This is a genomic window from Ectopseudomonas oleovorans, from assembly GCF_029845265.1.
GTDB lineage: Bacteria > Pseudomonadota > Gammaproteobacteria > Pseudomonadales > Pseudomonadaceae > Aquipseudomonas > Aquipseudomonas oleovorans.
Genome location: NZ_JAOCLK010000005.1, coordinates 12,175 through 35,805, shown reverse-complemented (window position 1 = coordinate 35,805; position 23,631 = coordinate 12,175). Strand labels below are relative to the sequence as shown.

At 62.0% G+C, this 23,631-nt stretch carries 19 protein-coding genes and 2 pseudogenes; 10 read left to right on the top strand and 11 right to left on the bottom strand.

Annotated elements, in window-relative coordinates; translation table 11 throughout:
• Window positions 1–71 precede the first annotated feature (71 nt).
• A pseudogene (locus N5J71_RS04020) lies at window positions 72–365 on the top strand (aldehyde dehydrogenase family protein); the annotation flags it as partial.
• Window positions 366–743: 378 nt separating this feature from the next.
• Here the strand turns inward: N5J71_RS04020 and N5J71_RS04015 are convergent.
• Window positions 744–1,214, bottom strand: a complete 471-nt coding sequence (locus tag N5J71_RS04015; protein WP_162884207.1) for a hypothetical protein — start codon at window positions 1,212–1,214, stop codon at window positions 744–746.
• A gap of 254 nt (window positions 1,215–1,468) precedes the next feature.
• Here N5J71_RS04015 and N5J71_RS04010 point away from each other — a divergent pair.
• Window positions 1,469–2,910: pseudogene (locus tag N5J71_RS04010) on the top strand (TldD/PmbA family protein).
• Window positions 2,910–4,229 carry a TldD/PmbA family protein gene (locus N5J71_RS04005; RefSeq protein WP_279916362.1) on the top strand — a complete coding sequence of 440 codons (1,320 nt, stop codon included), beginning with the start codon at window positions 2,910–2,912 and terminating at the stop codon, window positions 4,227–4,229. The pseudogene N5J71_RS04010 and the gene N5J71_RS04005 overlap by 1 nt, the downstream one beginning before the upstream one ends.
• 3 nt (window positions 4,230–4,232) lie before the next feature.
• Here N5J71_RS04005 and N5J71_RS04000 read toward each other — a convergent pair whose 3' ends face one another.
• From N5J71_RS04000 to N5J71_RS03990, 3 genes are all read right to left on the bottom strand, one after another.
• The gene (locus N5J71_RS04000) at window positions 4,233–4,529 is read right to left on the bottom strand and encodes a type II toxin-antitoxin system RelE/ParE family toxin (protein WP_279916361.1); all 297 of its coding nucleotides are present in this window, start codon (window positions 4,527–4,529) and stop codon (window positions 4,233–4,235) included.
• Window positions 4,517–4,774, bottom strand: a complete 258-nt coding sequence (locus tag N5J71_RS03995) for a type II toxin-antitoxin system Phd/YefM family antitoxin (protein ID WP_279916360.1) — start codon at window positions 4,772–4,774, stop codon at window positions 4,517–4,519. Before N5J71_RS03995 ends, N5J71_RS04000 begins: the two co-directional genes overlap by 13 nt.
• 68 nt (window positions 4,775–4,842) lie before the next feature.
• Window positions 4,843–5,967: a methyltransferase gene (locus N5J71_RS03990; protein WP_279916359.1), complete on the bottom strand. Its 1,125-nt coding sequence runs from the start codon at window positions 5,965–5,967 to the stop codon at window positions 4,843–4,845.
• A gap of 70 nt (window positions 5,968–6,037) precedes the next feature.
• Between N5J71_RS03990 and N5J71_RS03985 the strand changes: the two genes are divergently transcribed.
• Window positions 6,038–6,814: a ferredoxin--NADP reductase gene (locus tag N5J71_RS03985; protein WP_279916358.1), complete on the top strand. Its 777-nt coding sequence runs from the start codon at window positions 6,038–6,040 to the stop codon at window positions 6,812–6,814.
• Here N5J71_RS03985 and N5J71_RS03980 read toward each other — a convergent pair whose 3' ends face one another.
• Window positions 6,815–7,840, bottom strand: coding sequence for a CNNM domain-containing protein (locus tag N5J71_RS03980; protein WP_279916357.1), 1,026 nt, complete (start codon window positions 7,838–7,840; stop codon window positions 6,815–6,817). It abuts the gene before it with no gap.
• A gap of 240 nt (window positions 7,841–8,080) precedes the next feature.
• Between N5J71_RS03980 and N5J71_RS03975 the strand changes: the two genes are divergently transcribed.
• The gene (locus tag N5J71_RS03975) at window positions 8,081–8,329 is read left to right on the top strand and encodes an HP1242/YdcH family protein (RefSeq protein WP_004425048.1); all 249 of its coding nucleotides are present in this window, start codon (window positions 8,081–8,083) and stop codon (window positions 8,327–8,329) included.
• A gap of 68 nt (window positions 8,330–8,397) precedes the next feature.
• A complete protein-coding gene (locus tag N5J71_RS03970; RefSeq protein ID WP_004425044.1) occupies window positions 8,398–8,676 on the top strand; it encodes an HP1242/YdcH family protein in 279 nt (92 codons plus the stop codon).
• Window positions 8,677–8,937: 261 nt separating this feature from the next.
• Here the strand turns inward: N5J71_RS03970 and N5J71_RS03965 are convergent, their stop codons facing one another.
• Window positions 8,938–9,414 carry a GNAT family N-acetyltransferase gene (locus tag N5J71_RS03965; protein ID WP_279916356.1) on the bottom strand — a complete coding sequence of 159 codons (477 nt, stop codon included), beginning with the start codon at window positions 9,412–9,414 and terminating at the stop codon, window positions 8,938–8,940.
• Window positions 9,415–9,505: 91 nt separating this feature from the next.
• On the opposite strand from N5J71_RS03965, the gene radA reads away from it, so the two are divergent.
• Window positions 9,506–10,864 (top strand): DNA repair protein RadA, encoded by a 1,359-nt coding sequence (radA, locus tag N5J71_RS03960; protein ID WP_017678811.1) that lies wholly within the window; start codon window positions 9,506–9,508, stop codon window positions 10,862–10,864.
• A gap of 246 nt (window positions 10,865–11,110) precedes the next feature.
• Entirely contained in the window at window positions 11,111–11,257 is a 147-nt protein-coding gene (locus N5J71_RS03955; protein WP_017678812.1) for a hypothetical protein, read from the top strand.
• A 146-nt stretch (window positions 11,258–11,403) separates the two neighbouring features.
• On the opposite strand, the gene N5J71_RS03950 is transcribed toward N5J71_RS03955, so the two are convergent.
• Window positions 11,404–11,775, bottom strand: coding sequence for a PilZ domain-containing protein (locus N5J71_RS03950; RefSeq protein WP_279916354.1), 372 nt, complete (start codon window positions 11,773–11,775; stop codon window positions 11,404–11,406).
• Window positions 11,776–11,940: 165 nt separating this feature from the next.
• Between N5J71_RS03950 and N5J71_RS03945 the strand changes: the two genes are divergently transcribed.
• Window positions 11,941–12,447, top strand: a complete 507-nt coding sequence (locus N5J71_RS03945) for a DUF3015 domain-containing protein (RefSeq protein WP_279916353.1) — start codon at window positions 11,941–11,943, stop codon at window positions 12,445–12,447.
• Window positions 12,448–12,612: 165 nt separating this feature from the next.
• Here the strand turns inward: N5J71_RS03945 and glyA are convergent, their stop codons facing one another.
• Window positions 12,613–13,866: a serine hydroxymethyltransferase gene (gene glyA, locus N5J71_RS03940; RefSeq protein ID WP_074676021.1), complete on the bottom strand. Its 1,254-nt coding sequence runs from the start codon at window positions 13,864–13,866 to the stop codon at window positions 12,613–12,615.
• Between the two features lie 150 nt (window positions 13,867–14,016).
• A complete protein-coding gene (locus tag N5J71_RS03935) occupies window positions 14,017–18,222 on the bottom strand; it encodes a sensor domain-containing protein (protein ID WP_424960556.1) in 4,206 nt (1,401 codons plus the stop codon).
• A gap of 451 nt (window positions 18,223–18,673) precedes the next feature.
• Here N5J71_RS03935 and ettA point away from each other — a divergent pair, with 451 nt between their 5' ends.
• The gene (gene ettA, locus N5J71_RS03930; protein WP_116617871.1) at window positions 18,674–20,338 is read left to right on the top strand and encodes an energy-dependent translational throttle protein EttA; all 1,665 of its coding nucleotides are present in this window, start codon (window positions 18,674–18,676) and stop codon (window positions 20,336–20,338) included.
• Window positions 20,339–20,905: 567 nt separating this feature from the next.
• Here ettA and N5J71_RS03925 read toward each other — a convergent pair.
• Window positions 20,906–21,238, bottom strand: coding sequence for a PilZ domain-containing protein (locus N5J71_RS03925; RefSeq protein WP_279916352.1), 333 nt, complete (start codon window positions 21,236–21,238; stop codon window positions 20,906–20,908).
• Window positions 21,239–21,247: 9 nt separating this feature from the next.
• Window positions 21,248–23,569, bottom strand: a complete 2,322-nt coding sequence (locus N5J71_RS03920) for a DUF1631 domain-containing protein (RefSeq protein ID WP_279916351.1) — start codon at window positions 23,567–23,569, stop codon at window positions 21,248–21,250.
• Between the last annotated feature and the right edge of the window lie 62 nt (window positions 23,570–23,631).

Below are 23,631 nucleotides of genomic sequence, written 5' to 3'. Positions count from 1 at the left end.
CTGGGGGGCTGACGTGTCAGCATCCCCTAGAAGGTGGGCAAGCTTCGCGTTGCCCACCTAACTTGCTGATCGAAGTTTTCGGGCCGGTGCTGCCGATTCAGATCGTCGACGACCTCTACGAGGCTATCGGCCTGGCCAACGACTGCGAGTACGGTCTGACCTAGTCGCTCTAAACCCGCGACCTGAGCAAGGCGATGCACCGTATGCGCGAAATCGACTTCGGCGAAACCTACATCAACCGCGAAAACTTCGAGGCGATGCAGGGCTTCCATGCCGGGGTGCGCAAGTCGGGCATCGGCGGCGCTGATGGCAAACATGGTCTGTACGAGTGCACCCATACCCAGGTGGTCTACCTGCGGGGCTGATCGATCATTCCACGCAGAGCGTGGGAACGCTTTCTATGGGCTGTGCGCGTTGCGAAGGGTGGACAAGCTTCGCGTTATCCACCCTTGCTGGTTTACTGAGTTGACACAAAGTGTCCAATACCACCGGCTTCAATCAACATGGTTTCGACTTCATCGTATGTGGCTGGCTCGTCTGCGTTAACCATGTACGTCTCCGGACTGGTTGCTGTTATCCAGTTGCTTCCTACGATCAATGTAATAGGCCAATCTTTTCCATTTATACGGTGCCAGGCAAATTGAGCTATCGGATCAGTTAAGGGGGGAGAGCTATTCATATGCCAACCTTTAACTACAGGGCGTTAATTAACCGTCAGTGAGCTCGCGCAGCGGCCAAGTGAATTAAAAATTACAGTCTTTGCGGGTGATAAACCGCTCAAATAGATAGGTGCCGTCGGTATTCGTCATCGTGTGGTTAATCGTGTAGCCGAGCTTCAGTATTGACTGAGTGAACGGTTGGCTACAGCCACTTTTTACTATGAGTGGGAAGATGTATTGGTCAGCCCAGAGTTTTAACCAATCGTTTCCAGATTTCTGTTGGAGCCTCTGCAGGAGTTGGGCTCGGCTCAAATTGGCTTGTGCCGCCGCATCATCAATCATGCCATTTAGGTCTAAGGAATATCTATAGCTAAGGACATGACCTGGCAGCAGCATTAATGATACCAAGGTCGTTCTTTTGTCTACCTGCATCGGCAATGAGCTAATAGCCTGAGCAAGACCTTTCCGGAGATGTGCATCTGTTTCTGCATCAGCAGCAAGCGCGGTTGTATGTACGGTAAGTAGTAAAAGAATGGCGATTGAATTTAATTTCAACTTAATTCTCCGTTGTGAATCATCTAAAACGGCAAGTAGGGTGGATGACGCTTTTCTCATCCACCATAGCGATAACAGGTAGATCTTCGTTCCAAGGCGCGACCTATTTTTAATCGCGCTGAATACAAAATCGGCTACGACACTACGCCATCAAATAGCCACCCGTCTACGGACTGCTCGCCGCTGTCCTGGTTGCCCCATCCCGCCAATCCTTCCCATACTGCCTCCCTGTGCCACCTAACAAGGGAGCCCCTATGTTCGCCCTCAGCGATACCCTCAAACGCCGCTTCGCAGCGCTGAAATCCACTGCCGACTACTGGTCGCTGCGCCATGTGCGCGAGAGCAGGGAGTCCTACTGGGTGCGGCGGCGTGTGGCGCAGGCGCCTTCCTTCGTCGACGATGCTGGCGCCATGCTCACAGTGCGTATCGCCGGTGTCGAAGCCTATGCGGCCACCAGCGATCTCAGTCAGGCTGGCTTGCAGGCTGCGCTGGAGCGTGCCGAGCTGATGGCCTGTGCCCTGGTCGGGCATAACCTGCTGGATCTCGCCAGCCTGTCGCACCCCACCGAGCACAGCGACGATGTGATGCCAGGCTACGAGCAGCCGCTGGCGGGCGCTGCCCACTGGTTCGAGCTGTTGATGGCAGAGTCGGCATTGATTCCCCAGGATGCGCGTCTGGTCGATAGCCACGTCGGGCTGACGTTCACCTGCTATGAGCAGATATTTCTCAACAGCGCGGGCGCCTGCCTGCGGCGCGCCCAGCGCTATGTGTTCCCGCAGGTGGGCGTTACCGCAAGCGACGAACACGACAGCCAGAGCCGTAGCTTCGGCGGCACGCATCTGGCGCGCCAGGGCGGCGCCGAGGTGTTGCAGCAGTTGGGTGTGATCGGCAGCGCCGCGCGTATCGCCGACGAAGCATTGCAACTGCTGCTGGCGCCGAACACCCCGAACGGTTCGCGCGATCTGTTGCTGATGCCGGACCAGATGATTCTGCAGATTCACGAGTCCATCGGCCATCCGCTGGAGCTGGACCGCATTCTCGGTGATGAGCGCAATTTCGCCGGCACCAGCTTTATCCGTCAGAGCGATTTCGGGCATTACCAATATGGCTCGCCGCTGCTCAATGTCAGTTTCGATCCGGATGTGCCTGGAGAGTTGTCCAGCTATCGCCATGACGATGACGGCACGCGGCCGAACGGCAGCTACTGATCCGTGACGGCATCCTTCAGCGTCCGCTCGGCGGCGCGCTGTCGCAATGGCGCAGTGGCCTGCTGGGTGTGGCCAACAGCCGCGCCTGCAGTTGGAACCGACCGCCCATCGACCGCATGGCCAACCTCAATCTGGAACCGGGCGAGCAGAGCCTGGCCGAGCTGATCGGTGGCATCGAGCGCGGCATCCTGATGAGCAACAACCGTTCCTGGTCGATCGACGATGCGCGCAACAAATTCCAGTTCGGCTGTGAATGGGGCCAGTTGATCGAAAACGGCGAACTCAAGGGCGTGGTGAAGAACCCCAACTACCGCGGTATCAGCTCGGGCTTCTGGCGCAACCTCAAGGCGGTCGGCGACGCCAGCACCTTCGAGGTGATGGGCACGCCCTATTGCGGCAAGGGCGAACCCAATCAGGTGATCCGTGTCGGGCATGCCTCACCGGCCTGTGTATTCGCCGATATCGATGTGTTTGGAGGGGTCGCCTGATGGATGCACGTCAGCATTTCACCGCGTTGCTGGAGTATCTGCAGGCGCAAGTCGTGGGCGAGGAGGGCTTTACCCTGGCCTACGACGCCGAGGTCTCCAGCTTTATCCGCTTCAACCAGGGACAGGTGCGTCAGGCCGGGCAGGTGCAGCAGGTGTACGTCACCTTGTCGCTGTACCAGGGGCAGCGCCATGCCGAAAGCAAGCTGGCGCTCAGTGGGGTGCTAGACGAGGATCTGCCCCTGCTGCAGCAGGCTTTGCAGCACCTGCGTGACGTGCTGCCGACCCTGAGTGACGACCCTTATCTGCGCCTGAACCGTGACGCCTGGCGCAGCGAATCCATGGGTGAAACGGTTGCGCTGGATGGCACGACCATCGCGCACCAGGTGGTTGCAGCAGCGCAGGGGCTGGATCTGGTCGGCTTTCTCGCCGTCGGCCCGCAGTATCAGGGCTTCGCCAGTTCCTGGGGCGCGTTCGGCTGGTACGCCGCCAGCAGTTTCAACCTCGAATTCAGCCTGTTCCATGACAACGGCCAGGCGGTGAAAAGCGCTTATGCCGGTGAGCAGTGGGACGCTCAGGCGTTCGCCTGCAAGCTCGACAGCGCGCGACAGCAACTGGCGTTTCTCGGCCGTCCGGCCAAGGCGTTGCAACCGGGCGCTTATCGCGCCTATCTGGCGCCGGCAGCGCTGGAGGAGCTGGTCAGTCTGTGCTGCTGGGGCTTCGGTGCGCAGGCGCTGGCCTCGGGCGGCAGCCCCTTGCAGCGGCTATTCAGCGGCAAGGCCGAGCTCAACACCCAGGTGACCGTGGACGAGCGCATCGAGGGCGGTCTGGCTCCGGCCTTCACGCCTGAAGGGCCACGCCAGCCGCTGCGCCTGATCGACCGTGGTCGCCCCGGCGAGCGCCTGGTCAGCTCGCGCAGCGCTGCCGAGTACGGCCTGACCGCCAATGGTGCCGGACGCGGCGAATACCCGTTGTCACTGCACATGCACGGCGGCGATCTGGATGAGCGCGAGGTGCTGCAGCGGCTCGGCACGGGGCTATATATCGGCAACCTGTGGTACGGCAACTTCTCCGATCTGCCGGCCGGGCGCCTGACCGGCATGACCCGCTTCGCCACCTTCTGGGTCGAGGACGGGCAGATCCAGGCGCCGGTCAACACCATGCGTTTCGACGACTCGCTGTTCGATTTTCTCGGCCCGCAACTCGAGGCTCTGACCCGCGAGCCCGAACTGTTGCTGCCCAGCGGTACCTATGGCGCCCGGCAGACGGGTTCGATGGCGTTGCCGGGGGCGTTGCTGTCGCGCTTTACCCTGACCCTGTGAGATTCATCCGAGCATGTGAGCGCGCAGCATGCGCTCCTCTCGCATGATGTGGATGATGAAGACCTTTTCATCGCTATGCCGATAGAAGATTCGGCAGGGAGGCACGACGACCTCGCGATAGACAGCGCCGGGAAGCTCCTCCGGCACCCGCCCGGAGAGGGGGAATTGTTCCAGCCGGGCAACGGCTTCCAGCACTTTGCCGACCAGCGCTCTGGCGGCATCCGGTTTGTCGAGGGCGATGTACTCGGCGAGGTCGTTGAGCTGCTCCAGCGCGGCGCTTGTCCAGACTATTTCAGCCACTTGGCCAGCCGCTCCTTGGCTTGCTCGTGGCTGAACGTGTTGCCCTCGGCGATGGCCCGCTCTCCGCGAGCCAATGCATCCAGAAGGGCGAGGCGCTTCTGCATGAACTGGTAGTCATCGACATCCACCAGGTAAGCCGAAGGCATGCCATGCTCGGTGATCAGTACGGGTTCTTTGGACTCGTGAAGGTCGGCCAGAATCTTGGTGGCCTGTCGCTTCAGGTTGGTGACCAACTCGATTTTCATGGACGGTGCCCGTTGCGAAGATGAAAGTGTCACTTTAGTGATACTTTTCGGTCGTTACAATCAACGGGTCACTTTTTCGCCTTGAGCACCACGAACTTCGGGGTGGCCGCCACCTGCTCGACGCCACGGAACAGCCGCGCCAGCTTGGCGTGATAGCCCAGGTGGCGGTTGCCGACGATCCACAGCTCACCGCCGGTCACCAATGCCGCGCGGGCCTGCTGGAACATGCGCCAGGCGAGGAAATCACCGACCACCTGCTGTTGATGGAACGGCGGATTGCACAGCACCAGATCCAGCGAGTCGGCCGGCTGCTCGGCCAGGCCGTCGCCAGCACGAATGGTGACAGGTCGCTCACCCAGCGCCGCCTGCCAGTTTTCCTGCGCCGACTGCACCGCCATGTACGACTCGTCCACCAGGGTCAGCTGTGCCTGCGGGCTGCCCAGGGCATAGGCGATGCCGAGCACGCCGTTGCCGCAGCCCAGATCGGCGACGCGGCGTGCGCCGAGGTGGCGTGGCAGGTGCGGTAGGAAGGCGCGGGTGCCGATATCCAGGCCGTCGCGGCAGAACACGTTGGCGTGGTTGATCAGCTCCAGCGCCGGTTTATCCAGGCGATAGCGGCTCGGGTAGGGCGAGCGTGGCGCGGCCTTGGCCTCAGGCATGGCGCTGAGCAGGCGGGCTTTCTTCACCGCCAGCGAGGCCTGTACCGGGCCGATGTATTGTTCCAGCAGATCACCGGCAGCGCGCGGCAGGTGTTTGATCATCGCCCCGGCGACCACGCGAGCGCCCGGCGCCAGTTGGCCGTGCAGGCGGATCAGTTGTTCTTCCAGCAGCGCCAGGGTCTTGGGCACGCGGATCAGTACCCAGTCGAACGGCCCCTGTGGCGTTTCGCTACTCGGCAAAAAAGTGACTGCGTCGCCACTCAGGCCATTGCTGGCGAGGTTTTTCTGCAGGGCGAGAAAGCCCAGGTGCGAATCGCTGCTGCTGGTCACCTGGCAGTGCCCGGCCAGTGAGCAGGCGAGGGCGCCAAAGCTGTCGTTGAGCAGCAGCACGCGGCTACCGGCTTCGATGCCGTGCTCGTGCAGGTGCGCGAGCAGGTATTCGTCGGCTGCGTCGAAAGCTTGCAGCGGCTCGTTGGCCTGATGCGGCTGGCGCTGGAGTTCGAGGCTGGCGAAGGGGGTTGTGAAAATAGGCATGGAAACCGTCGGTGTTTGCCGGTCGCACAATAGGCGACACTGACAGCAGATTCGGACAAGGGGGGAGATTATGACCGTCAGTGACAACAAGTTCACCCGTCAGACGCTGCTCGAGGTTCACAGCCTGACGCCGAGCCTGTTTACCCTGCGTACCACGCGGGATGCGGGCTTTCGCTTTCGCGCCGGGCAGTTCGTACGTCTCGGTGTCGAGAAAGTCGATGGTTCAGTGGTCTGGCGTGCCTATTCGCTGGTGTCCGCGCCGCATGACGAGTTTCTCGAGTTCTTCTCCATCGTGGTGCCGGGCGGTGAATTTACCCGCGAGCTGAGCCGCCTGCGGGTTGGCGACAGCCTGCTGGTGGAGAAGCAGGCCACCGGCTACCTGACCCTGGATCGCTTCGTCGATGGCCGCGATCTGTGGCTGTTGGGCAGCGGCACCGGCATCGCGCCGTTTTTGTCGATCCTGCAGGACTTCGAGGTGTGGCAGCGCTTCGCGCGCATCGTGCTGGTGTACAGCGCGCGCACCAGCGCCGAGCTGGCCTATCAGCCGCTGATCAGAAGCTTCGCTGAACTGGAGCATTTGGCCGAGTTCGCGCACAAGCTCACCTATTTGCCGGTGGTTACCCGTGAACAGGCGCCGGGCTGCCTGCATGCGCGGATCACCGACCTGCTCGACAGCGGCGAGCTGGAGCGCGCTGCCGGGCTGGAATTGACGCCCGAGCATTCGCGGGTGATGATCTGCGGCAACCCGCAGATGATCGAAGACATTCGCCAGCGTCTGAAAGCGCGCGGCCTCAACCTGAGCCTGACCCGCAGACCGGGTCAGGTGGCGGTGGAGAACTACTGGTGATCAGTCCTCGCGGATGGCCTTGATGCGGTGCTCCCAGCGGCGCTTGGCGAAGCGGCGCATATTGGGAATGTCATCGGTCTCATCGAGGATCGGCTTGCCGATGATGGTTTCCATGATGTCTTCCAGGGTCACCAGGCCGCGCCAGCTGCCGAATTCGTCGTACACCAGGCACATGTGCTGACGTTCCTGCATCATCAGGGTCATCAGGTTCTCCACGTTCATGCTTTCCGGCACGACCTTGAGCGGCTTCATGATGCGGGTGATTGGCTCGGCATCGTTCTCGGCGGCCAGGGCGTCGTAGCGAAACACCACGCCCAGCGGGGATTCGTCTTCGCCAATGACCGGGTAGCGGGAGAACTGGCTTTCCCGGGCACGTGCCTTGAATGCGGCAATCGACTCATCCGGTGCGGCCGACTCGCAGACAATGCGCGGCGTCATGATGTCGCGTAGGCGAATCTCGTGCAGGTCGAGGATGTTGCTGATCACTCGATGTTCGTCTTCGTCGAGCTTGCCCACTTCACGGCCGAGCAGGGTCAGTGCCTTGATTTCCTGGCGAATATCATGTTCCGGCTCCTTGCCGCCGAACAGGCGCATGATCAGGTCTGAAAGCACGATGAACGGCTTGAGCAGCAGGATCATTGCCCGCAGCATGCCCGGCAGAACGGGCGCCAGGGCGCGCCAGTAACGTGCACCGATGGTCTTCGGCAGAATTTCCGAAAGCACCAGGATCAGCAGGGTCATGACCGCCGAGGCGATACCCAGGTAACCGTCACCGAAGACGATTGCCACCTGCGCACCGACACCAGTCGCACCAACGGTATGTGCCACGGTATTGAGGGTCAGGATGGCCGCCAGCGGCTGGTCGATCTTGTCTTTGAGCTCTTTCAGCCTTTCGTACAGCTGCGGTTTGTCGGCCTTCTGCTGTGCGATGTAACTAGGCGTGAGGGAAAGCAGGGCGGCTTCGAGGATGGAGCAGATGAACGAAACCAGGATGGAGAGGACAGCGAACGCTATCAGGAGTGTCATGTAGATGGGCTAGTGACGAACGGCCGATAAAATTAACGCAAAAGGACAGGTGATATTGCAGCAAGGCTGCAACATTTTGTTTCAGAGGGCTGCGCAGGTACGCAAGGGCTTGTAACTCCTTGCGCTGCAGCATTCGGCGCAGCTTCGACTAGGCTAGGGTCTGTTGCCGTTTCGCGCAGCAACGCGGCTCGCGTCGAAACGGCAACAGACCCTAAGGAAACCCTTTCCGGAGAATCCTCCATGCCGCTCGAACATCATCCGCTTAGTCGAGAGTTTCCGCAGCAGCACGATGCCTTGCGCACGTTGCTGCACAGCGACCCGCACTTTCCACGTTTGGCCAGTGACTATGAAGCACTGGACAGGCGTATCTACGCCATCGAGGCGGGGCGTGAGGCTGCGGATGATCTGATCCTGCAGGGCCTGAAGTTGCAGCGGGTGGCGCTCAAGGACGAGATCGCCGAACTGTTGCGCAAGGCGGGCAGTGCTTGATCCTGATCAAGTGAGCGGGGTGTCTGTGACGCTAGGCTGGAGCCATCTTTCCTGTCAGAGGCTCCACCATGCACGTCGACCATCATCCGCTGGTTCATGATTTCCCCGAACTGCGCAACGAACTGCAGCGCCTGCGCCAGAGCGATGAACAGTTCTCGCGCCTGGCCGAAGAATACGAAGCACTGGACAAGCGCATCTGCCGTATCGAGGACGGTATCGAGTTGCTCGATGACGTCGCCCTCAGCGCGTTGAAACTCAACCGTGTGGCAATGAAGGACGAGCTGGCGCGCCAGCTCAAACGCGCTGCGGGGCAGTGCTGCGGTTGTGGCAATGGCTGCAAGGGCTGAGTCGTAGAAGCCGGTTTGCCGGCGTGTTGGTGAAAGGCTGATCGCCCGCAAGTGGGCCCCTGCGATCAGACGTTTTCAATGTACGGGCGGGTTGATCAGATAAGTGAGCAGCCCGTCCGCCTAATGCCAGTCAGTTAAGCCGTTGCACTCGATCTTTGTAGGAGCCGGCTTGCCGGCGATCCGCCATAAAAAGCATCGCCAGCAAGCTGGCTCCTACGAAAAACGCCCCTCTACTGCAAGTAGGAGGGGGTGGTGACGAACTTATCTGATCAGCATTAGCCCGTCCGCCTCTTCTTCCGTCCACACTTCGCGCGCCGGTCTGGGCCATTCGCTCAACAGCTGCTGCCAGAACGCGCAGGCCAACTCATCCTGGTGGTAGAAACGCAGCAGCCAGGGGCTGCCGTCGCCCATTACCTGCTGCACCAGCGCACGACCGATGCCGTGGCGGCGGTACTTTTTCAGGATGAACAGGTCAGCGAATTCCGGCGCATCGATACCCGGCAGGTCGCTGCGCTCGATCAGCAGAAAGCCGGCGATGAAACCATCGGCGAGGATCAGCTGCGCACTCCAGCCCGGCTCCTGCCAGTAGCGTTGCAGGTGTGGTTGGTGGATGTAGAAGCGTCCGTCCGTCTCCACATCCTCCTGCTCCCAGTCGGAACTCTCGTAGGCGTAGAACTGGTAGAGGTTGGCCAGCAGCGGCAGCTGTTCGGCGCTGGTGGGTAGCAGTTGGATCTGCATATGAGCATTCCGGGCAGAGTGGTGTGGTCTGTAAATTTATCCAGTTGTTCGGTATCGTTCCAGCCTTCGTTCAGCGGCAGGATTGATCGCAATGGCCAAGGCAAAACGCATGTATGGCTGCACCGAGTGCGGCGCCACCTTTCCCAAATGGGCAGGGCAGTGTGGTGAGTGCGGCGCCTGGAATACCTTGGTCGAAACCGTGGTCGAGGGCGCCACGCCCAGCGGGCGCACTGGTTGGGCCGGCGACAAGGCCAATATCAAGACCCTGGCTGAGGTCAGTGTCGAGGAAATTCCGCGCTTTTCCACCGCATCCGGCGAGCTGGATCGGGTGCTCGGTGGCGGCCTGGTGGATGGCTCGGTGGTGCTGATCGGTGGCGACCCTGGCATCGGCAAGTCGACCATCCTGCTGCAGACCCTGTGCAATATCGCCACGCGTTTTCCCGCCCTCTACGTCACTGGTGAGGAGTCGCAGCAGCAGGTGGCCATGCGTGCGCGCCGCCTGGATCTGCCGCAGGACAAGCTCAAGGTGATGACCGAAACCTGCATCGAGTCGATCATCGCCACCGTGCGCCAGGAAAAGCCCAAGGTCATGGTCATCGACTCGATCCAGACCATTTTCACCGAGCAACTGCAGTCTGCCCCCGGCGGCGTCGCTCAGGTGCGCGAGAGTGCGGCGCTGCTGGTGCGCTTCGCCAAACAGAGCGGCACGGCGATCTTTCTCGTCGGTCACGTGACCAAGGAAGGCGCGCTGGCTGGCCCGCGCGTGCTGGAGCACATGGTCGACACCGTGTTGTATTTCGAGGGCGAGTCAGACGGTCGTCTGCGCCTGCTGAGGGCGGTGAAGAACCGTTTCGGCGCGGTCAACGAACTGGGTGTGTTCGGCATGACCGACAAGGGCCTGAAGGAAGTTTCCAACCCCTCGGCGATCTTCCTCACCCGTGCTCAGGAAGCCGTGCCCGGCAGTGTGGTGATGGCCACCTGGGAAGGCTCGCGGCCGATGCTGGTGGAGGTGCAGGCCCTGGTCGACACCAGCCACCTGGGCAACCCGCGCCGCGTCACGTTGGGCCTGGATCAGAACCGCCTGGCCATGCTTCTGGCGGTGCTGCACCGCCACGGCGGCATCCCGACCTATGACCAGGACGTATTTCTCAACGTGGTCGGCGGGGTCAAGGTGCTGGAAACGGCGTCCGACCTGGCACTGATGGCGGCGGTGATCTCCAGCCTGCGCAACCGGCCGTTGCAGCATGACTTGCTGGTGTTCGGCGAGATCGGCCTGTCCGGCGAGATCCGTCCGGTGCCGAGTGGTCAGGAGCGTCTGAAAGAGGCGGCCAAGCACGGTTTCAAACGCGCCATCGTGCCCAAGGGCAATGCGCCCAAGGAAGCACCGCCGGGTTTGCAGATAGTAGCCGTCACGCGCCTGGAACAGGCGCTGGATGCGCTTTTCGAGTAACTAAAGTCGCGGCTAAAACCCTTCCTGCTGTACCTGCACATGTACCAACTGTAGGAGCCCGCTTGCGGGCGATCATCGATAAAAGCATCGCCGGCAAGCCGGCTCCTACAGATCCATCGGGCTACGTCTCTGTATCGGCTGCGGCGTTCTGCCGCGAGTGGGGCGGGTCGAAAATTGACCGAGGTCAATAAGTAGCAGGCTATCGACGCGCAGCATGAAGGCGTATCCACTGAAGGAGACGCCATCATGTTTCTGTTCTTCGATTTCTTTTCCCGGGCTTTCAACTTCGACGCCAAGGCCATTGAGTCGCGCGATGCGCGTCGTCAGGCGCAGCGTATTCAGGCGCGTCGCCAACGTCGTGAACAGGCAGAGGCTGCCTGCTTGCGCCACTGACTGCTAGGCTCTGTACGAAAAGTGCCTGCGCTCGGTGATGCTTCGTTAAAAACCGGTTCGGAATGCTCATTTACCACTCGTAAACTGCGCTTCCTCACCGGTTTTTGCCTCGCCTGACCTTCGCTCGACGACTTTTCGTATAGAACCTAGTCGTCTTCGCCCAATGCCGCCAGTTCACGTTCCAGCAGTTGCTCATCACCAAGATTGAGCTCGATCAGGCGGCGCAGGTGGCTGATCGATTCCAGGTCGATATGCCGACAGACGAAGCCGAGCGACTGCGGCTGGGTGCGCGTCAGTACCACTTCCATCTTCACCTTGGCTTCGTCCCCCAGTTCGATAAGGGCTTCGAAGGGCTGGTTCGGGTCCCCGTTCCAGTCACGTGGGGTCTTGACCAGCAGGCCCTTGAGTGAAATATCGTGCAGAGCTGCCGACCATTGCCGCTCACCTTGAGCAATCACGGTGGGGGCGTCGAAGGCGATGCGCTGAAAGCGCCGACGCTCGTTGGCTGATTCACTCATGCCCATACTCCTGAAGGATTTACATCACTATAGCCAAGGCTGGCGGCCTCGTGCTTCGTCCCTGTACCGCCGGACGCCGCTGAGGTACATAAGTTTGACAGGTGGCCAAGTCTCGCCAAAGCTCCTTGTGTAGTTTTTATTACTCGATATTGCGGAGCGACACATATGAGCAAGCGACTGCTGGGCAAAGGTTTGGTCTTCGGCCTGTTGAGCATGGCCAGTGTTGGTGCGTATGCCGACGCTGCAGGTGGCAATGGCTGCGGTTGGGGCAACATGCTGTTCGAAGGGCAGCGTGGCATGGCGCCGCACTTCCTGGCCACCACCACCAATGGCACTTCGGGTAATGCCACTTTCGGTATGACTTCCGGTACCAACGGTTGCGACACCAGTGGCGCGCTGGGCTACAACGGCCGCTCCATGCTGGCGATGAACGGCATGCTCGACTCCATCGCTGAAGACATGGCGATGGGCCAGGGCGAAGCGCTGGACGCCTACGCCACCTTGCTGGGTGTGGAGGCTCAGGATCGTGCGCATTTCGCCAAGGTCACCCACGACAACTTCGGCAGCATTTTCAGTAAAGCCGACGCCACCAGTGAGCAGGTGCTGGCAGCCACGCTCGAGGTGATGAGCCGTGACGCGCAGCTGGCGCGCTATGTGAAACAGCCGGCGTAGGCGGTAAAGCCCGCTTCGTTGTCGGTGCGCATGGCGCACCCTACGGCCCGCGGAGTTCAGTAGGGTGCGCCCTGCGCACCGGCTGTATCCCGTGCACGAGAGGGAAATCTAGAAGGCAAAAAGAAGCCCGCCAATTTGGCGGGCTTCTTCGTTTCAGACGCGGCCTCAGTTGCCGTAGACCGGGAACTTGGCGCACAGGGCCTTGACCTGCTCGCGCACGCGGCCTTCGACTTCATCGTTGCCGATATTGGCCAGTACTTCGCAGATCCAGCTTGCCAGTTGACGGCATTCGTCTTCCTTGAAGCCGCGAGTGGTGACGGCCGGGGTGCCGATACGCAGGCCGGAGGTGACGAACGGCGAACGCGGGTCGTTCGGTACGCTGTTCTTGTTCACGGTGATGAAGGCGCGACCCAGAGCGGCGTCGGCATCCTTACCGGTGATGTCCTGCTTGATCAGGCTCAGCAGGAACAGGTGGTTCTCGGTACCGCCGGAGACCACGTCGTAGCCGTTGTCGATGAACACCTGGGCCATGGTCTGGGCGTTCTTGATCACCTGAGCCTGGTAGGCCTTGAACTCAGGCTGCAGCGCTTCCTTGAAGCACACGGCCTTGGCGGCGATGACGTGCTCCAGCGGGCCGCCCTGGCCGCCCGGGAATACCGCGGAGTTGAACTTCTTCTCCAGCTCCTCGTTCTTGCGCGCCAGGATCAGGCCGCCGCGCGGGCCGCGCAGGGTCTTGTGAGTGGTGGTGGTGACCACGTCGGCGAACGGCACCGGGTTCGGGTACAGGCCGGCAGCGACCAGACCCGCCACGTGAGCCATGTCAACGAACAGGTAGGCACCGACCTTGTCGGCGATGGCGCGGAAGCGTGGGAAGTCCAGCACCTGCGAGTAAGCGCTGAAGCCGGCGATGATCATCTTCGGCTTGTGTTCGATGGCCAGGCGCTCGACTTCGTCGTAGTCGATCAGGCCCTGGTCGTTGATGCCGTACTGCACGGCGTTGTAGATCTTGCCGGAGAAGCTGACGCTGGCGCCGTGGGTCAGGTGGCCGCCGTGGGCCAGGCTCATGCCCAGCACGGTGTCACCGGCGTTGAGCAGGGCCATGTAGACGGCGCTGTTGGCCTGGCTGCCGGAGTGCGGCTGGACGTTGGCGTAGTCGGCGCCGAACAGCTCCTTGGCGCGGTCGATGGCGAGTTGCTCGACCACGTCGACGTACTCGCAACCACCGTAGTAACGCTTGCCCGGATAACCTTCTGCGTACTTGTTGGTCAGCACGCTGCCCTGGGCTTCCATCACCGCCGGGCTGGTGTAGTTTTCCGAGGCGATCAGCTCGATGTGCTCTTCCTGGCGCTGAGCTTCCTGCTCCATCGCGGCAAAGAGTTCGGCGTCATAACGAGCGAGGTTCAAATCACGGCTGAACATAGCAATCCCCTGAAAACCAGTTGGGCGGAAGAAATAGGCGGCGGATTCTACCGCAAAGGTCGCATTCAGGCATATGAAGGTCGGTCATGAGCCTGACAAATGGCCTTCATGCTGCTCGTGCGCAAGGGGCGGCCAATCTGCCTTGCGGCGCTAGCTCAGCATGAACAGCGCTGCACCGCTGAACTGGGCCGTGAGCTGGCGTGCAGGCATAGGCCTGCCCAGTAGGTAGCCCTGTACTTCGTCACAGCCGTGTTCACGCAGGAAGTCCAGCTGCGCATGGCTTTCCACGCCTTCGGCGATCACCATCATGTTCAGGCTGTGTGCCATGGCGATGATGGCGCGGGCGATCTGCGCATCCTGTTCGCCGTCCGGCAGACCGTCGACGAAGCTGCGGTCGATCTTCAAGACGTCGATGGGGAACTGCTTGAGGTAATTCAGCGACGAGTAACCGGTGCCGAAATCATCCACGGCAATGCACAGGCCCAGGTGCTTGAGTTCGCTGAGGGTCTGCATTGCGCTGTCCACGTCGCGCATCAGGATGCTTTCGGTCAGCTCCACTTCCAGGCAGGCCGGAGGCACCTCGGTTCTGGTCAGAATGGCGGCGATGCGCGTCGTCAGATCGCCTTCGGCGAACTGCCGGGCCGACAGGTTGACCGAGATCTTGGGGATGCGGATCTTTTCCTCATGCCAGGCCTTGAGCTGCCGGCAGGCTTCCTCCAGTACCCACTCACCGACCTGCACCACCAGGCCGAGCTCCTCCAGCACCGGGATGAATTCATCCGGCGGTACCAGGCCGCGTGTCGGGTGACTCCAGCGCAGCAGTGCCTCGACGCCGGTCAGGCGGCGGCCGTCGCCGGAAAATTGCGGCTGGTAGTACAGCACGAACTGGCCCTGCTCCTGGGCGTGGCGCAGGTCGCTTTCCAGTTCCAGGCGTTCCAGGGCGCTGGCGTTCATGTCGGCCTGGTAGAACTGGAAGTTGTTCTTGCCGCGTTCCTTGGCGTGATACATCGCAGTGTCGGCGTTCTTCATCAATTGGCTCAGCTCATTACCGTCCTGCGGGGCGAGGGCGATACCGATACTGGCGGTGACGAAGAATTCGCGGCCTTCGAGGACGAAAGGGCGCGCCAGGCTGGAGAGAATCTGCTCGGCGACATGAATGGCGCGATTCAATGCGCCCTCGCGGGTGGCGCGCGGCTGCAGCAGCAGGGTGAATTCGTCGCCGCCCATGCGCGCCACGGTGTCGTCGCCGTCGACGCAGGCCGACAGGCGCACGGCTACATCCTTGAGCATGCGGTCGCCGGCGGCGTGGCCGAGCGAATCGTTGATCGGCTTGAAGCGGTCGAGGTCGAGGAACATCAGCACCACCCATTCGTCATGCCGATCCGCATGCTGCAGGGCACTGTGCAGGCGATCCTGGAACAGGGTGCGGTTGGGCAGGTGGGTCAGGGCGTCGTAGTAGGCCAGACGATGGATGCGCTGTTCGCTGGCCTTGCGTTCGCTGATGTCGCTGAAGAAACACACGTAGCTGACCAGGTCGCCTTCCTCGTCATGCACCGCGGTAATGCCGACCCAGGCCGGGAAGTTCTCCCCACCCTTGCGCTTGAGCCACACCTCGCCTTCCCAACTGCCGCGCTGGTTGAGTTGGCCGAGGATGTACTGCAGGTGCGCCGCCTGCTGGCGGTCGGCGGTGAGCATGCCGGGAAGCTGGTCGAGCACCTGGCCGGCGGAATAACCACTGACGCGGCTGAAGGCCTTGTTGACCTGAACGATGTAACCGGCCGGGTCGGTCACCAGAATCGCTGCGGTGGAGTGCTCGAATACCGTGGCGGCCATGCGCAGGTCTTTTTCCGCGCGGCGTTGCTGGCTGATGTCGCGGCCAACGCCGAGGATGCCTCCGAAGCGACCGTTCTCGTCCCACATCAGCACCAGGCGCAGCTCCACCGGGATCTTGTGGCCGTCGGCGCGCAGGCAGTCGAAGACGAAGAGCTGATCCGGCAGCTCCTCGCGCAGACGCTCGAGGCGGTCACGCTCGCCGAGCGAATCGCGAATCCGCTCGAGCAGCTGGTAGAGGCTGGCGAGCTGCTGCGGGTTGGCCGCCAGGCCTTGCAGGCCGTTGGTTGTCACCCATTCGGCGTCGTAACCGAGCATGGCTTCCACCGACGGGCTGACGTAGTTCAGGTTCAGGCTGTCGTCGGTGGAGACGATCACGTCGCTGATGCTTTCCGCCAGCAGACGGTAGCGTTGCTCGCTGTCACGCAGCGATTGGTTGCGCTCGATCTGCTCGGTAATGTCCTTGGCCAAGCCGATCAGGCGGCTGACGCGACCGCGCTCATCACGCGCCAGAGCCTGCTCACGGATGCTGAACCAGTGCCATTGGCCATTGCGGTGACGCCAGCGCAGCACCGATTCGAGCAGCAGGCCGTTGCCGACCACTTTCTGCAGGTTGCGAATGCGCCAGTAGTATTCGCTGTCGTCCGGGTGCAGTACCTGCTCCCAGAAGTCTCCGGCCATCGCCTTGAGCTCGCTGACGCTATAGCCCAGCTGCAATCCGAGGCTGTGGTTGCTGAACAGCACTTGCCGGTTCTGCATGTCATGTACATAGAGCAGGTCAGGAACCGAGCGCACCACCTCGGACCAGAAACGCTCACGCTCGATCAGCGACAGCTCGATACGCTTGCGGCTGGTGATATCGCTGATGCTAAGGGTGACGGCCTGATAATCCTGAATCATTTCCGGCAGACGCAGTACCAGCCATACATGACGCTGCAGGCCCTGTGCGGTGACCAGCTGGGTTTCCAGCTCCACCAGATTGGGGCCTTCGAGCACGGCCACGGCCAGGCGATAACGCAGATCGTCGTGCTGTATCGGGCCGTTGTCGATCAGTTGCTGCCAGGCCTGCTCGGTGCTCTTCACCCCGAGCAGGTTGAGCGCCACCTGGTTGGCTTCGGTAATGCGTAGTTGCTCGACCAACAGTTGCTGATGCTCGGCATCGGCCTGCAACCAGCGCTGCAGACCCGCCGCATCGCGCAACTTGTGCTGCAGCAACAGGCAGCGCAGGCCGGAGAGGTCGAGCACGCACAGGGCCACGCCGGTGCCCTCGAAGATATCCTGATAGCGCCTGCGGGTTTCCTGCAGCACGCGCATGGCCTGCTGCTCGTCGGTCACGTCACGCAGCACCCAGACGTAACCGGCATGACGCCCGACTTCGCTGATATCGCTACGGGTCACGGCGAACAGTCGCTCGCGCCCCTCGCTTTCGACTCTGATCAGCTCCGGTCCCAGATCGCTGCTCAGTTGTGGACTGTTGAGCAGCAGCGGGTCGAGATCGGGCAGCAGATCAAGCAGATGGAGTTCCCCGGCCACGTTGCTGGGAACCCCGAACAGCGCTTCGGCCTGCGGGTTCAGGTAGCGCACCTTGCCATCGGCCTGGGTCACCAGAATGCGTTCTTCGACGGCACCGAGCGCGCTGGCGGCCTGGCGCAGCGAGCGGCGTGTTTCGGTATTCAGGCGCTGCAGGCTGCGCTGCTCGCGTTGCAGGCCGTACAGGGCCAGCAGGGTCAGCAGGCTGCACAGCGCGAACAGCAGGAACTTGCCGGCCAGGGTCGGCATCAGCTCGTTGCCGGCGCGTTCTGCATCGAACAGGGCGCGCAGTTGCCAGTCGCTGCCGGGCAGGGCGATCAGTTCCAGGCTTTGTGCCTGTTCTGCCGCAGTAACCGGCGCGATGATGCCGCCAGCCTGTTGCAGGTCATCGGCACGTGCTATCACGCGGTGACTGAGCAGATCTTCGAGCAACCAGTCATGCTCGCTCTGGTGCTGCTCGCGCAGCCAGCCACGCAACGCACTGGTGCGCATGCGCAATACTCGGTGACTGTCGTCAGGCTGACGCAGCAGCAGGTAGAGCGCGCCGCCGTCCAGTGCGCTGAAGGCGAAGTGATAGGGCGCCGCGCCGCTGCGTTGCTGCTGGTTGCGAATGAAGCTGAGGTCGCGCGACTCGCTGGCGCTGTCGGCCAGCAACTGCCCGTCGGCATCGAGCCAGGCCACGCTGTTGACGGTCGGGAAGATGCTGCGCAATGCCGTGACCAATTCGCTGCCGTCGCCAGCGCGCGCAGGGCTGCTTTGCAGCATCGCCTGGCCCGCCTGTGCCTTGAGGCGCATGTTCAGACTCAGGTGCTTGGCCAGTTGGGCGCTGTAACCCTGGCTCAGTTGCTTCTGACTATCGAGCAACTGGCGGTATTCCTGGGTCAGCTGCCAGGCCAGCAATCCCAGCATCGCCAGCACCAGCACCACCAGTGCACGGCGCAATGCTGCGCGCGACTCGCCCGGGGAGGAGGAAGGCAGGGATGAGGGAATCGACACGTTCTGTGAACCTGCAGCCAGTGCTGGGCTATTTTAAGCGTTGAGACGCGCGGGCATGCCTGCGCTCGCGCGAGCCGGTTAGAATGCCTGCAAACGTGGCCAAGTGCCAGCTGCGCCGACGAACGTAGGTTTGCCCTGTCACGCACATTCCGGTAGTTTTGCGCCGCGCGCGTGAACTGTCCGCGCGGTACTTGGCGTTCGCCACCGCAGGGGCTAAGGTCTCTGCACATTGCGTACACGTAAGTGGTGTGAAAACTGATGGCTAGCGCACGTTAACGACCCTGGCTTTTCGGTAGGAGCGGCTTCAGCCGCGAATTTCGCGGATAAATCCGCTCCTACAGGGTGTACAACAGCTAACGCGAACATAGCCCCTCAACGCATTCATCATGTTTTCACGCGACCTGCATGGCGCGCCGTTTCCAGCTCCCAATTCTCACCAGTCAGGTTCTCCATGGCTCAGTACGTCTACAGCATGCATCGGGTCAGCAAGGTTGTCCCGCCGAAGCGTGAAATTCTCAAGGACATCTCCCTGTCATTCTTCCCAGGCGCCAAGATCGGCGTGTTGGGCCTCAACGGTGCCGGTAAGTCCACGCTGCTGCGCATCATGGCCGGCGTCGACACCGAGATCGACGGCGAGGCCCGTCCGATGCCGGGGATCAAGGTCGGCTACCTGCCACAGGAGCCGCAGCTCGACCCGAGCAAGACCGTGCGTGACATCGTCGAAGAGGCCGTAGGCGAGATCAAGCAGGCCCAGGCGCGCCTCGACGAAGTCTACGCCGCTTACGCCGAGCCGGATGCCGATTTCGACGCGCTGGCCGCCGAGCAGGCCAAGCTCGAAGCCATCCTGCAGGCCTCCGACGGCCACAACCTCGAGCGCCAGCTGGAAGTCGCCGCCGACGCCCTGCGTCTGCCGGCCTGGGACGCCAAGATCGAGCACCTGTCCGGTGGTGAGAAACGCCGCGTGGCGCTATGCCGCCTGCTGTTGTCGGCCCCCGACATGCTGTTGCTGGACGAGCCGACCAACCACCTGGACGCCGACTCGGTGGCCTGGCTGGAGCGCTTCCTGCACGACTTCCCCGGCACCGTGGTGGCCATCACCCACGACCGTTACTTCCTCGACAATGTCGCCGGCTGGATTCTCGAACTCGACCGCGGCCACGGTATCCCCTACGAGGGCAACTACTCCGGCTGGCTGGAGTCGAAGGCCAACCGTCTGGCTCAGGAAGCCAAGGCCGAGGCATCGCACGCCAAGGCGATGAAGGCCGAACTGGAGTGGGTACGCCAGGGTGCCAAGGCACGCCAGTCCAAGTCCAAGGCGCGCCTGCAGCGCTTCGAGGAGATGCAGTCGCAGGAATTCCAGAAGCGCAGCGAGACCAACGAGATCTACATCCCGGCTGGCCCGCGTCTGGGCGACAAGGTCATCGATTTCCACAACGTATCGAAGTCCTTCGGCGACCGCGTGCTGATCGACGACCTGTCCTTCAGCATCCCCAAAGGCGCCATTGTCGGCGTGATCGGTGGTAACGGCGCCGGTAAGTCGACCCTGTTGCGCATGATCACCGGCAAGGAGCAGCCGGACTCCGGCACCATCGAGATCGGTGAAACCGTACAGATCGCCAGCGTCGAGCAGAGCCGCGAGATGCTCGACGGCAACAAGACCGTGTGGGAGCAGATTTCCGACGGCTTCGACATGATCAAGGTCGGCAACTACGAGGTGCCGTCGCGCGGTTACGTCGGCCGCTTCAACTTCAAGGGCGCCGACCAGCAGAAGTTCGTCAAGGACCTCTCCGGTGGTGAGCGTGGTCGCCTGCACATGGCGCTGACCTTGAAGCAGGGCGGCAACGTGCTGCTGCTCGACGAACCGTCCAACGACCTCGACGTGGAAACCCTGCGCGCGCTGGAAGAGGCGCTGCTGGACTTTCCGGGCGCCGCCGTGGTGATTTCCCACGATCGCTGGTTCCTCGACCGTATCGCCACGCACATCCTCTCCTATGAGGACGACGGCAAGGTCAACTTCTTCGAAGGCAACTACACCGAGTTCGAAGCCGACCGCAAGAAACGCCTGGGCGATGCCGCCGCGCAGCCGCACCGTGTACGTTACAAGAAGCTGGCGTAGGGTGGGTTAGCGGCGCCAGGCACGTAATTGGCTGGTTGCACGAGCAGAGTGCGCCGCGTAACCCACCATGCGATATCCCGGTGTTACGCCGGGATGAAAAAACGGAGCCTGCGGGCTAATGCCAGTCAGTTAAGCCGTTGCACTCGATTTTTGTAGGAGCCGGCTTGCTGGCGATCCGCCATAAAAAGCATCGCCAGCAAGCTGGCTCCTACGAAAAGCGCCCCCTCTACTGCAAGTAGGAGGGGGTGGTGACGAACTTATCTGATCAGCATTAGCCTGCGGGCTCCGTTTTTCGTTGCGGGTGCAGGCCATCTGTAGGAGCGGCGCCCCGCCGCGAACCGGGGGGACACGAAAAGCTTCGCCCTGGGGCGGAACGCCTATCCGTTCGGCGTGTGTGTCGCTCGAAAGAGCACTACCTATCTGTAGGCGCCGCGCCTAGCGGCGAATCGATCACGCGTTCAGCACAAATCCACAAGCTTCGCCCCGGGGCGGGGCTCCCACGCAAGACCGCCTTATAGTGCTTATCTGATTGGCATCAGCTTTTTCGTTGGTGTAGGTTTGGTGCCCTCAAAGCCTGGCCAGCAGGCTCTCCAGAGCCTTGGCCTGATCCTCGGCCAGATCGATGATATGAAAGCCGGCCCAGCAATGCTGGCCGTCGGCGCCGGGGCGGCTCCACAGGCAATCGGCGCCCAGGCGCACTTCCTGTACCGCATCGCTACCTGAGGTGCACACCAGGCGGCATTCCAGCACCGCGTCGGCGGTGTGGGGGGTGCCGCTGAACAGCATGAAACCATCGGCAGACAGGTCGACTATCCGGCCCAGGCGCTGGCCGCTGTTGAGGTCGAAGACCTCCAGCTGCATTTCGATGCCATGGCGGCTGTGTTGACGACGCTCTTCCATGGAAATTCCTCAGCGGGGTTCGGCCGTGCGCCCGGTGAAACGCTGCAGCACACGGTAAATGGCAGTCAGCGCGCGATCCACCAGGGGCGCCGCGCGTTCGGGTGTCACGATGCGGGCCAGGCCCTTTTCCATCTCGCTGGCCAGCAGGGTCAGCGGCTTGATCGCCACGCGCTGGCCACTGTGGTCGACGAACATGTAGTTGTGCGTGGTCGGGCTGAACCAGGAAAGCTTGAGCGCGCGGCTCTTGCCGCCCTCGACGAACTCGAACCAGGTGCCGAACTCGACGCTGGCCAACTCCTTGGCCAGGGCTTGTGCGCGTGCCGAGAGCTTGCTGCGCAAAGGTGCCTGGCGAGCCAGATCGGCATCTTCTCCAAGCATGGCGCCCAGGGGACTTTCTGGCAGGGTAGGTTTGAGCTGGGCGGCCAACTGTGGTTGTTTGGCTTGCACCGCATGCTGGCAGGCCACCAGGTCCTGCAGCAGGCGACGGATGCCGTCCTCATGGTAGCCGCCGAGCAATTCCAGGCCCTTGCGCAGGTCGCTGAGCATCGGTACGCGCTGTTCCTGCAACTGCAGCACCTCGGCCTCGCCCAGCGGTGTGCCGCTCCAGGCCAGCTGTTCGGCCACTTCACAGGAGCGCTTCCACTCCGTGCTCTGTTCGCCATGGCGCAGCAGGACGAACACCAGGACGTCGGCCCAGGTCAGTTCGAGGAAGTTGCGGATGATGGTTGGTAGGTCGCGCTTTCCGACGCATCGCTGAACCACCTCAAGCGCCTGCTCGCGAGCCCCCAGTAGACGATCACGCCCCTTGGCCGCCTCGACCGCGCGGCGTTCGCGCAGTTCGACCTTGTGGCGTAGGGTCTCGACATACTCGTTGAACTCCTCGATCAGGCTGTCGAACAGTCCCAGATCACCGCTGAAACCGTGAATCACCCGTTCGACTACCCACTGCATCTTGGCCAGCAGCCCGCGTTCGTCACCTTCGCTGCCGTAAAGCACGCCAGCCTGGGCCATGGTATTGAGCAGGCGTCGTGCCGGATGATGGTGCTGGGTGAACAGTGCCTTGTCCTGCAGGGCGATTTTCAGATAGGGCGTATGCAGGTGCGAGAGTGCGGTCTTGCAGGCGTCCGGCAGGTTCTCGTCATCGAGGATGAAGTCGAACAGCATGCCAACCAGGTCGATCACGTCGGCTTCCTGATCGGACACCTTGCTGTCGCCCGGCAGGCTGCTGTGCGATTCCAGTTGCTGCTGCAGGTCGGCCTTGAGGCCTTCAACGGCTTGCGGTTGATGCAGGCGCTGGGTCAGTTCGTGGGCTGACTGCTGTTGCATGCGGTTGAGCGCAGCGAGTAACTCGCTGGCGCTGTAGGTGCGGCTGGCCTCGCGCGGTGAGAAGCTGACGATGCTCCGTGTGCCGCCCAGCAGCGGAGCGTCCGGGTGGCTCTGGCGGTGCTCGCCGAGCAGGCTGGACAAGCCGCTGAACAGCGCGCCCGGATCACTCGGCGGCGGTGCGCTGAGATCCAGATCGAACAGCGCCGGTTCTACGGGCGCTGGCGTCGTGCCCGGTCTGCCCGCTGCTTGTTGGGGCGTCGGGGCTTCTGGCGCAGGCGCATCGGGGCGGCTGACGCTTTGATTGATCTGTGCGCTGTACTTGAGGTTGGGCAGCACGCCGGCATCGATCAGGCGCTGGTTGAGTGCGCCATAGAGTGAATCGAGGCTCTGCATCACATGGCGATCGAAGAGCATGTAGAGGATGGTCTTGATCTGCAGTGGGAAGGGGCAGGGCGCCAGCGCATCGCGAAACGCCTGGGCAATGGCCTGTGGGCCGAAGGGGTTGCTGTCCTCGCCGAGCTTCTGGCCGTTGTTGAGCAGCGCCAGGCGCTGCTCCAGAGCGAATAGCGGCTGGGTGCAGCGTGCCTTGACCCGGCTGACCATATTGGTGACTTGCAGGGTTTCTTCGTAATCCTCGTTCTGCACCAGGGCCAATTGCTCGGGGGCCACTTCGGCCGGCGTCCGATCCTGCAGCTTGCCGTCGAGGAAATCGGAAAAATTGTTGGCGATGGCCTGGTGGTAGCTGCGCTCGATCTGTGGACGCTGGCGGCGGATCTCGCGCATGTTGTCGAAGAACAACGTCTGCACCTTGTTGTTCTCGGCTTTCTCGGCGCACTCGAACAGGGTGTCATCGACCTGGCCGAATACACCGCTCAGATGCTCCGCCAGTCGATTCATCACCAGTTTGCGGCAGGCTTGTACCAGATCGCTGAAACGCGGCTGTATACCGCGGCTGGCGAGGCTAACCACCTTGGGATGAATGGGGGGCTTGTCCTGGTTGCTCATGGACTGTCCTGGCTGGCGTCTTCGGCTGGCGCGTCCTGCGTCGTGCCACAGTTCGATGAAAC

Excerpts from the sequence above, each read along its gene's own strand:
- N5J71_RS04005 (WP_279916362.1), top strand. The coding sequence starts at position 2,910 with ATGGATGCACGTCAGCATTTCACCGCGTTGCTGGAGTATCTGCAGGCG.
- N5J71_RS03995 (WP_279916360.1), bottom strand. The coding sequence starts at position 4,774 with ATGAAAATCGAGTTGGTCACCAACCTGAAGCGACAGGCCACCAAGATT.
- N5J71_RS03990 (WP_279916359.1), bottom strand. The coding sequence starts at position 5,967 with ATGCCTATTTTCACAACCCCCTTCGCCAGCCTCGAACTCCAGCGCCAG.
- N5J71_RS03985 (WP_279916358.1), top strand. The coding sequence starts at position 6,038 with ATGACCGTCAGTGACAACAAGTTCACCCGTCAGACGCTGCTCGAGGTT.
- N5J71_RS03980 (WP_279916357.1), bottom strand. The coding sequence starts at position 7,840 with ATGACACTCCTGATAGCGTTCGCTGTCCTCTCCATCCTGGTTTCGTTC.
- N5J71_RS03975 (WP_004425048.1), top strand. The coding sequence starts at position 8,081 with ATGCCGCTCGAACATCATCCGCTTAGTCGAGAGTTTCCGCAGCAGCAC.
- N5J71_RS03970 (WP_004425044.1), top strand. The coding sequence starts at position 8,398 with ATGCACGTCGACCATCATCCGCTGGTTCATGATTTCCCCGAACTGCGC.
- N5J71_RS03965 (WP_279916356.1), bottom strand. The coding sequence starts at position 9,414 with ATGCAGATCCAACTGCTACCCACCAGCGCCGAACAGCTGCCGCTGCTG.
- radA (WP_017678811.1), top strand. The coding sequence starts at position 9,506 with ATGGCCAAGGCAAAACGCATGTATGGCTGCACCGAGTGCGGCGCCACC.
- N5J71_RS03955 (WP_017678812.1), top strand. The coding sequence starts at position 11,111 with ATGTTTCTGTTCTTCGATTTCTTTTCCCGGGCTTTCAACTTCGACGCC.
- N5J71_RS03950 (WP_279916354.1), bottom strand. The coding sequence starts at position 11,775 with ATGAGTGAATCAGCCAACGAGCGTCGGCGCTTTCAGCGCATCGCCTTC.
- N5J71_RS03945 (WP_279916353.1), top strand. The coding sequence starts at position 11,941 with ATGAGCAAGCGACTGCTGGGCAAAGGTTTGGTCTTCGGCCTGTTGAGC.
- glyA (WP_074676021.1), bottom strand. The coding sequence starts at position 13,866 with ATGTTCAGCCGTGATTTGAACCTCGCTCGTTATGACGCCGAACTCTTT.
- ettA (WP_116617871.1), top strand. The coding sequence starts at position 18,674 with ATGGCTCAGTACGTCTACAGCATGCATCGGGTCAGCAAGGTTGTCCCG.
- N5J71_RS03925 (WP_279916352.1), bottom strand. The coding sequence starts at position 21,238 with ATGGAAGAGCGTCGTCAACACAGCCGCCATGGCATCGAAATGCAGCTG.
- N5J71_RS03920 (WP_279916351.1), bottom strand. The coding sequence starts at position 23,569 with ATGAGCAACCAGGACAAGCCCCCCATTCATCCCAAGGTGGTTAGCCTC.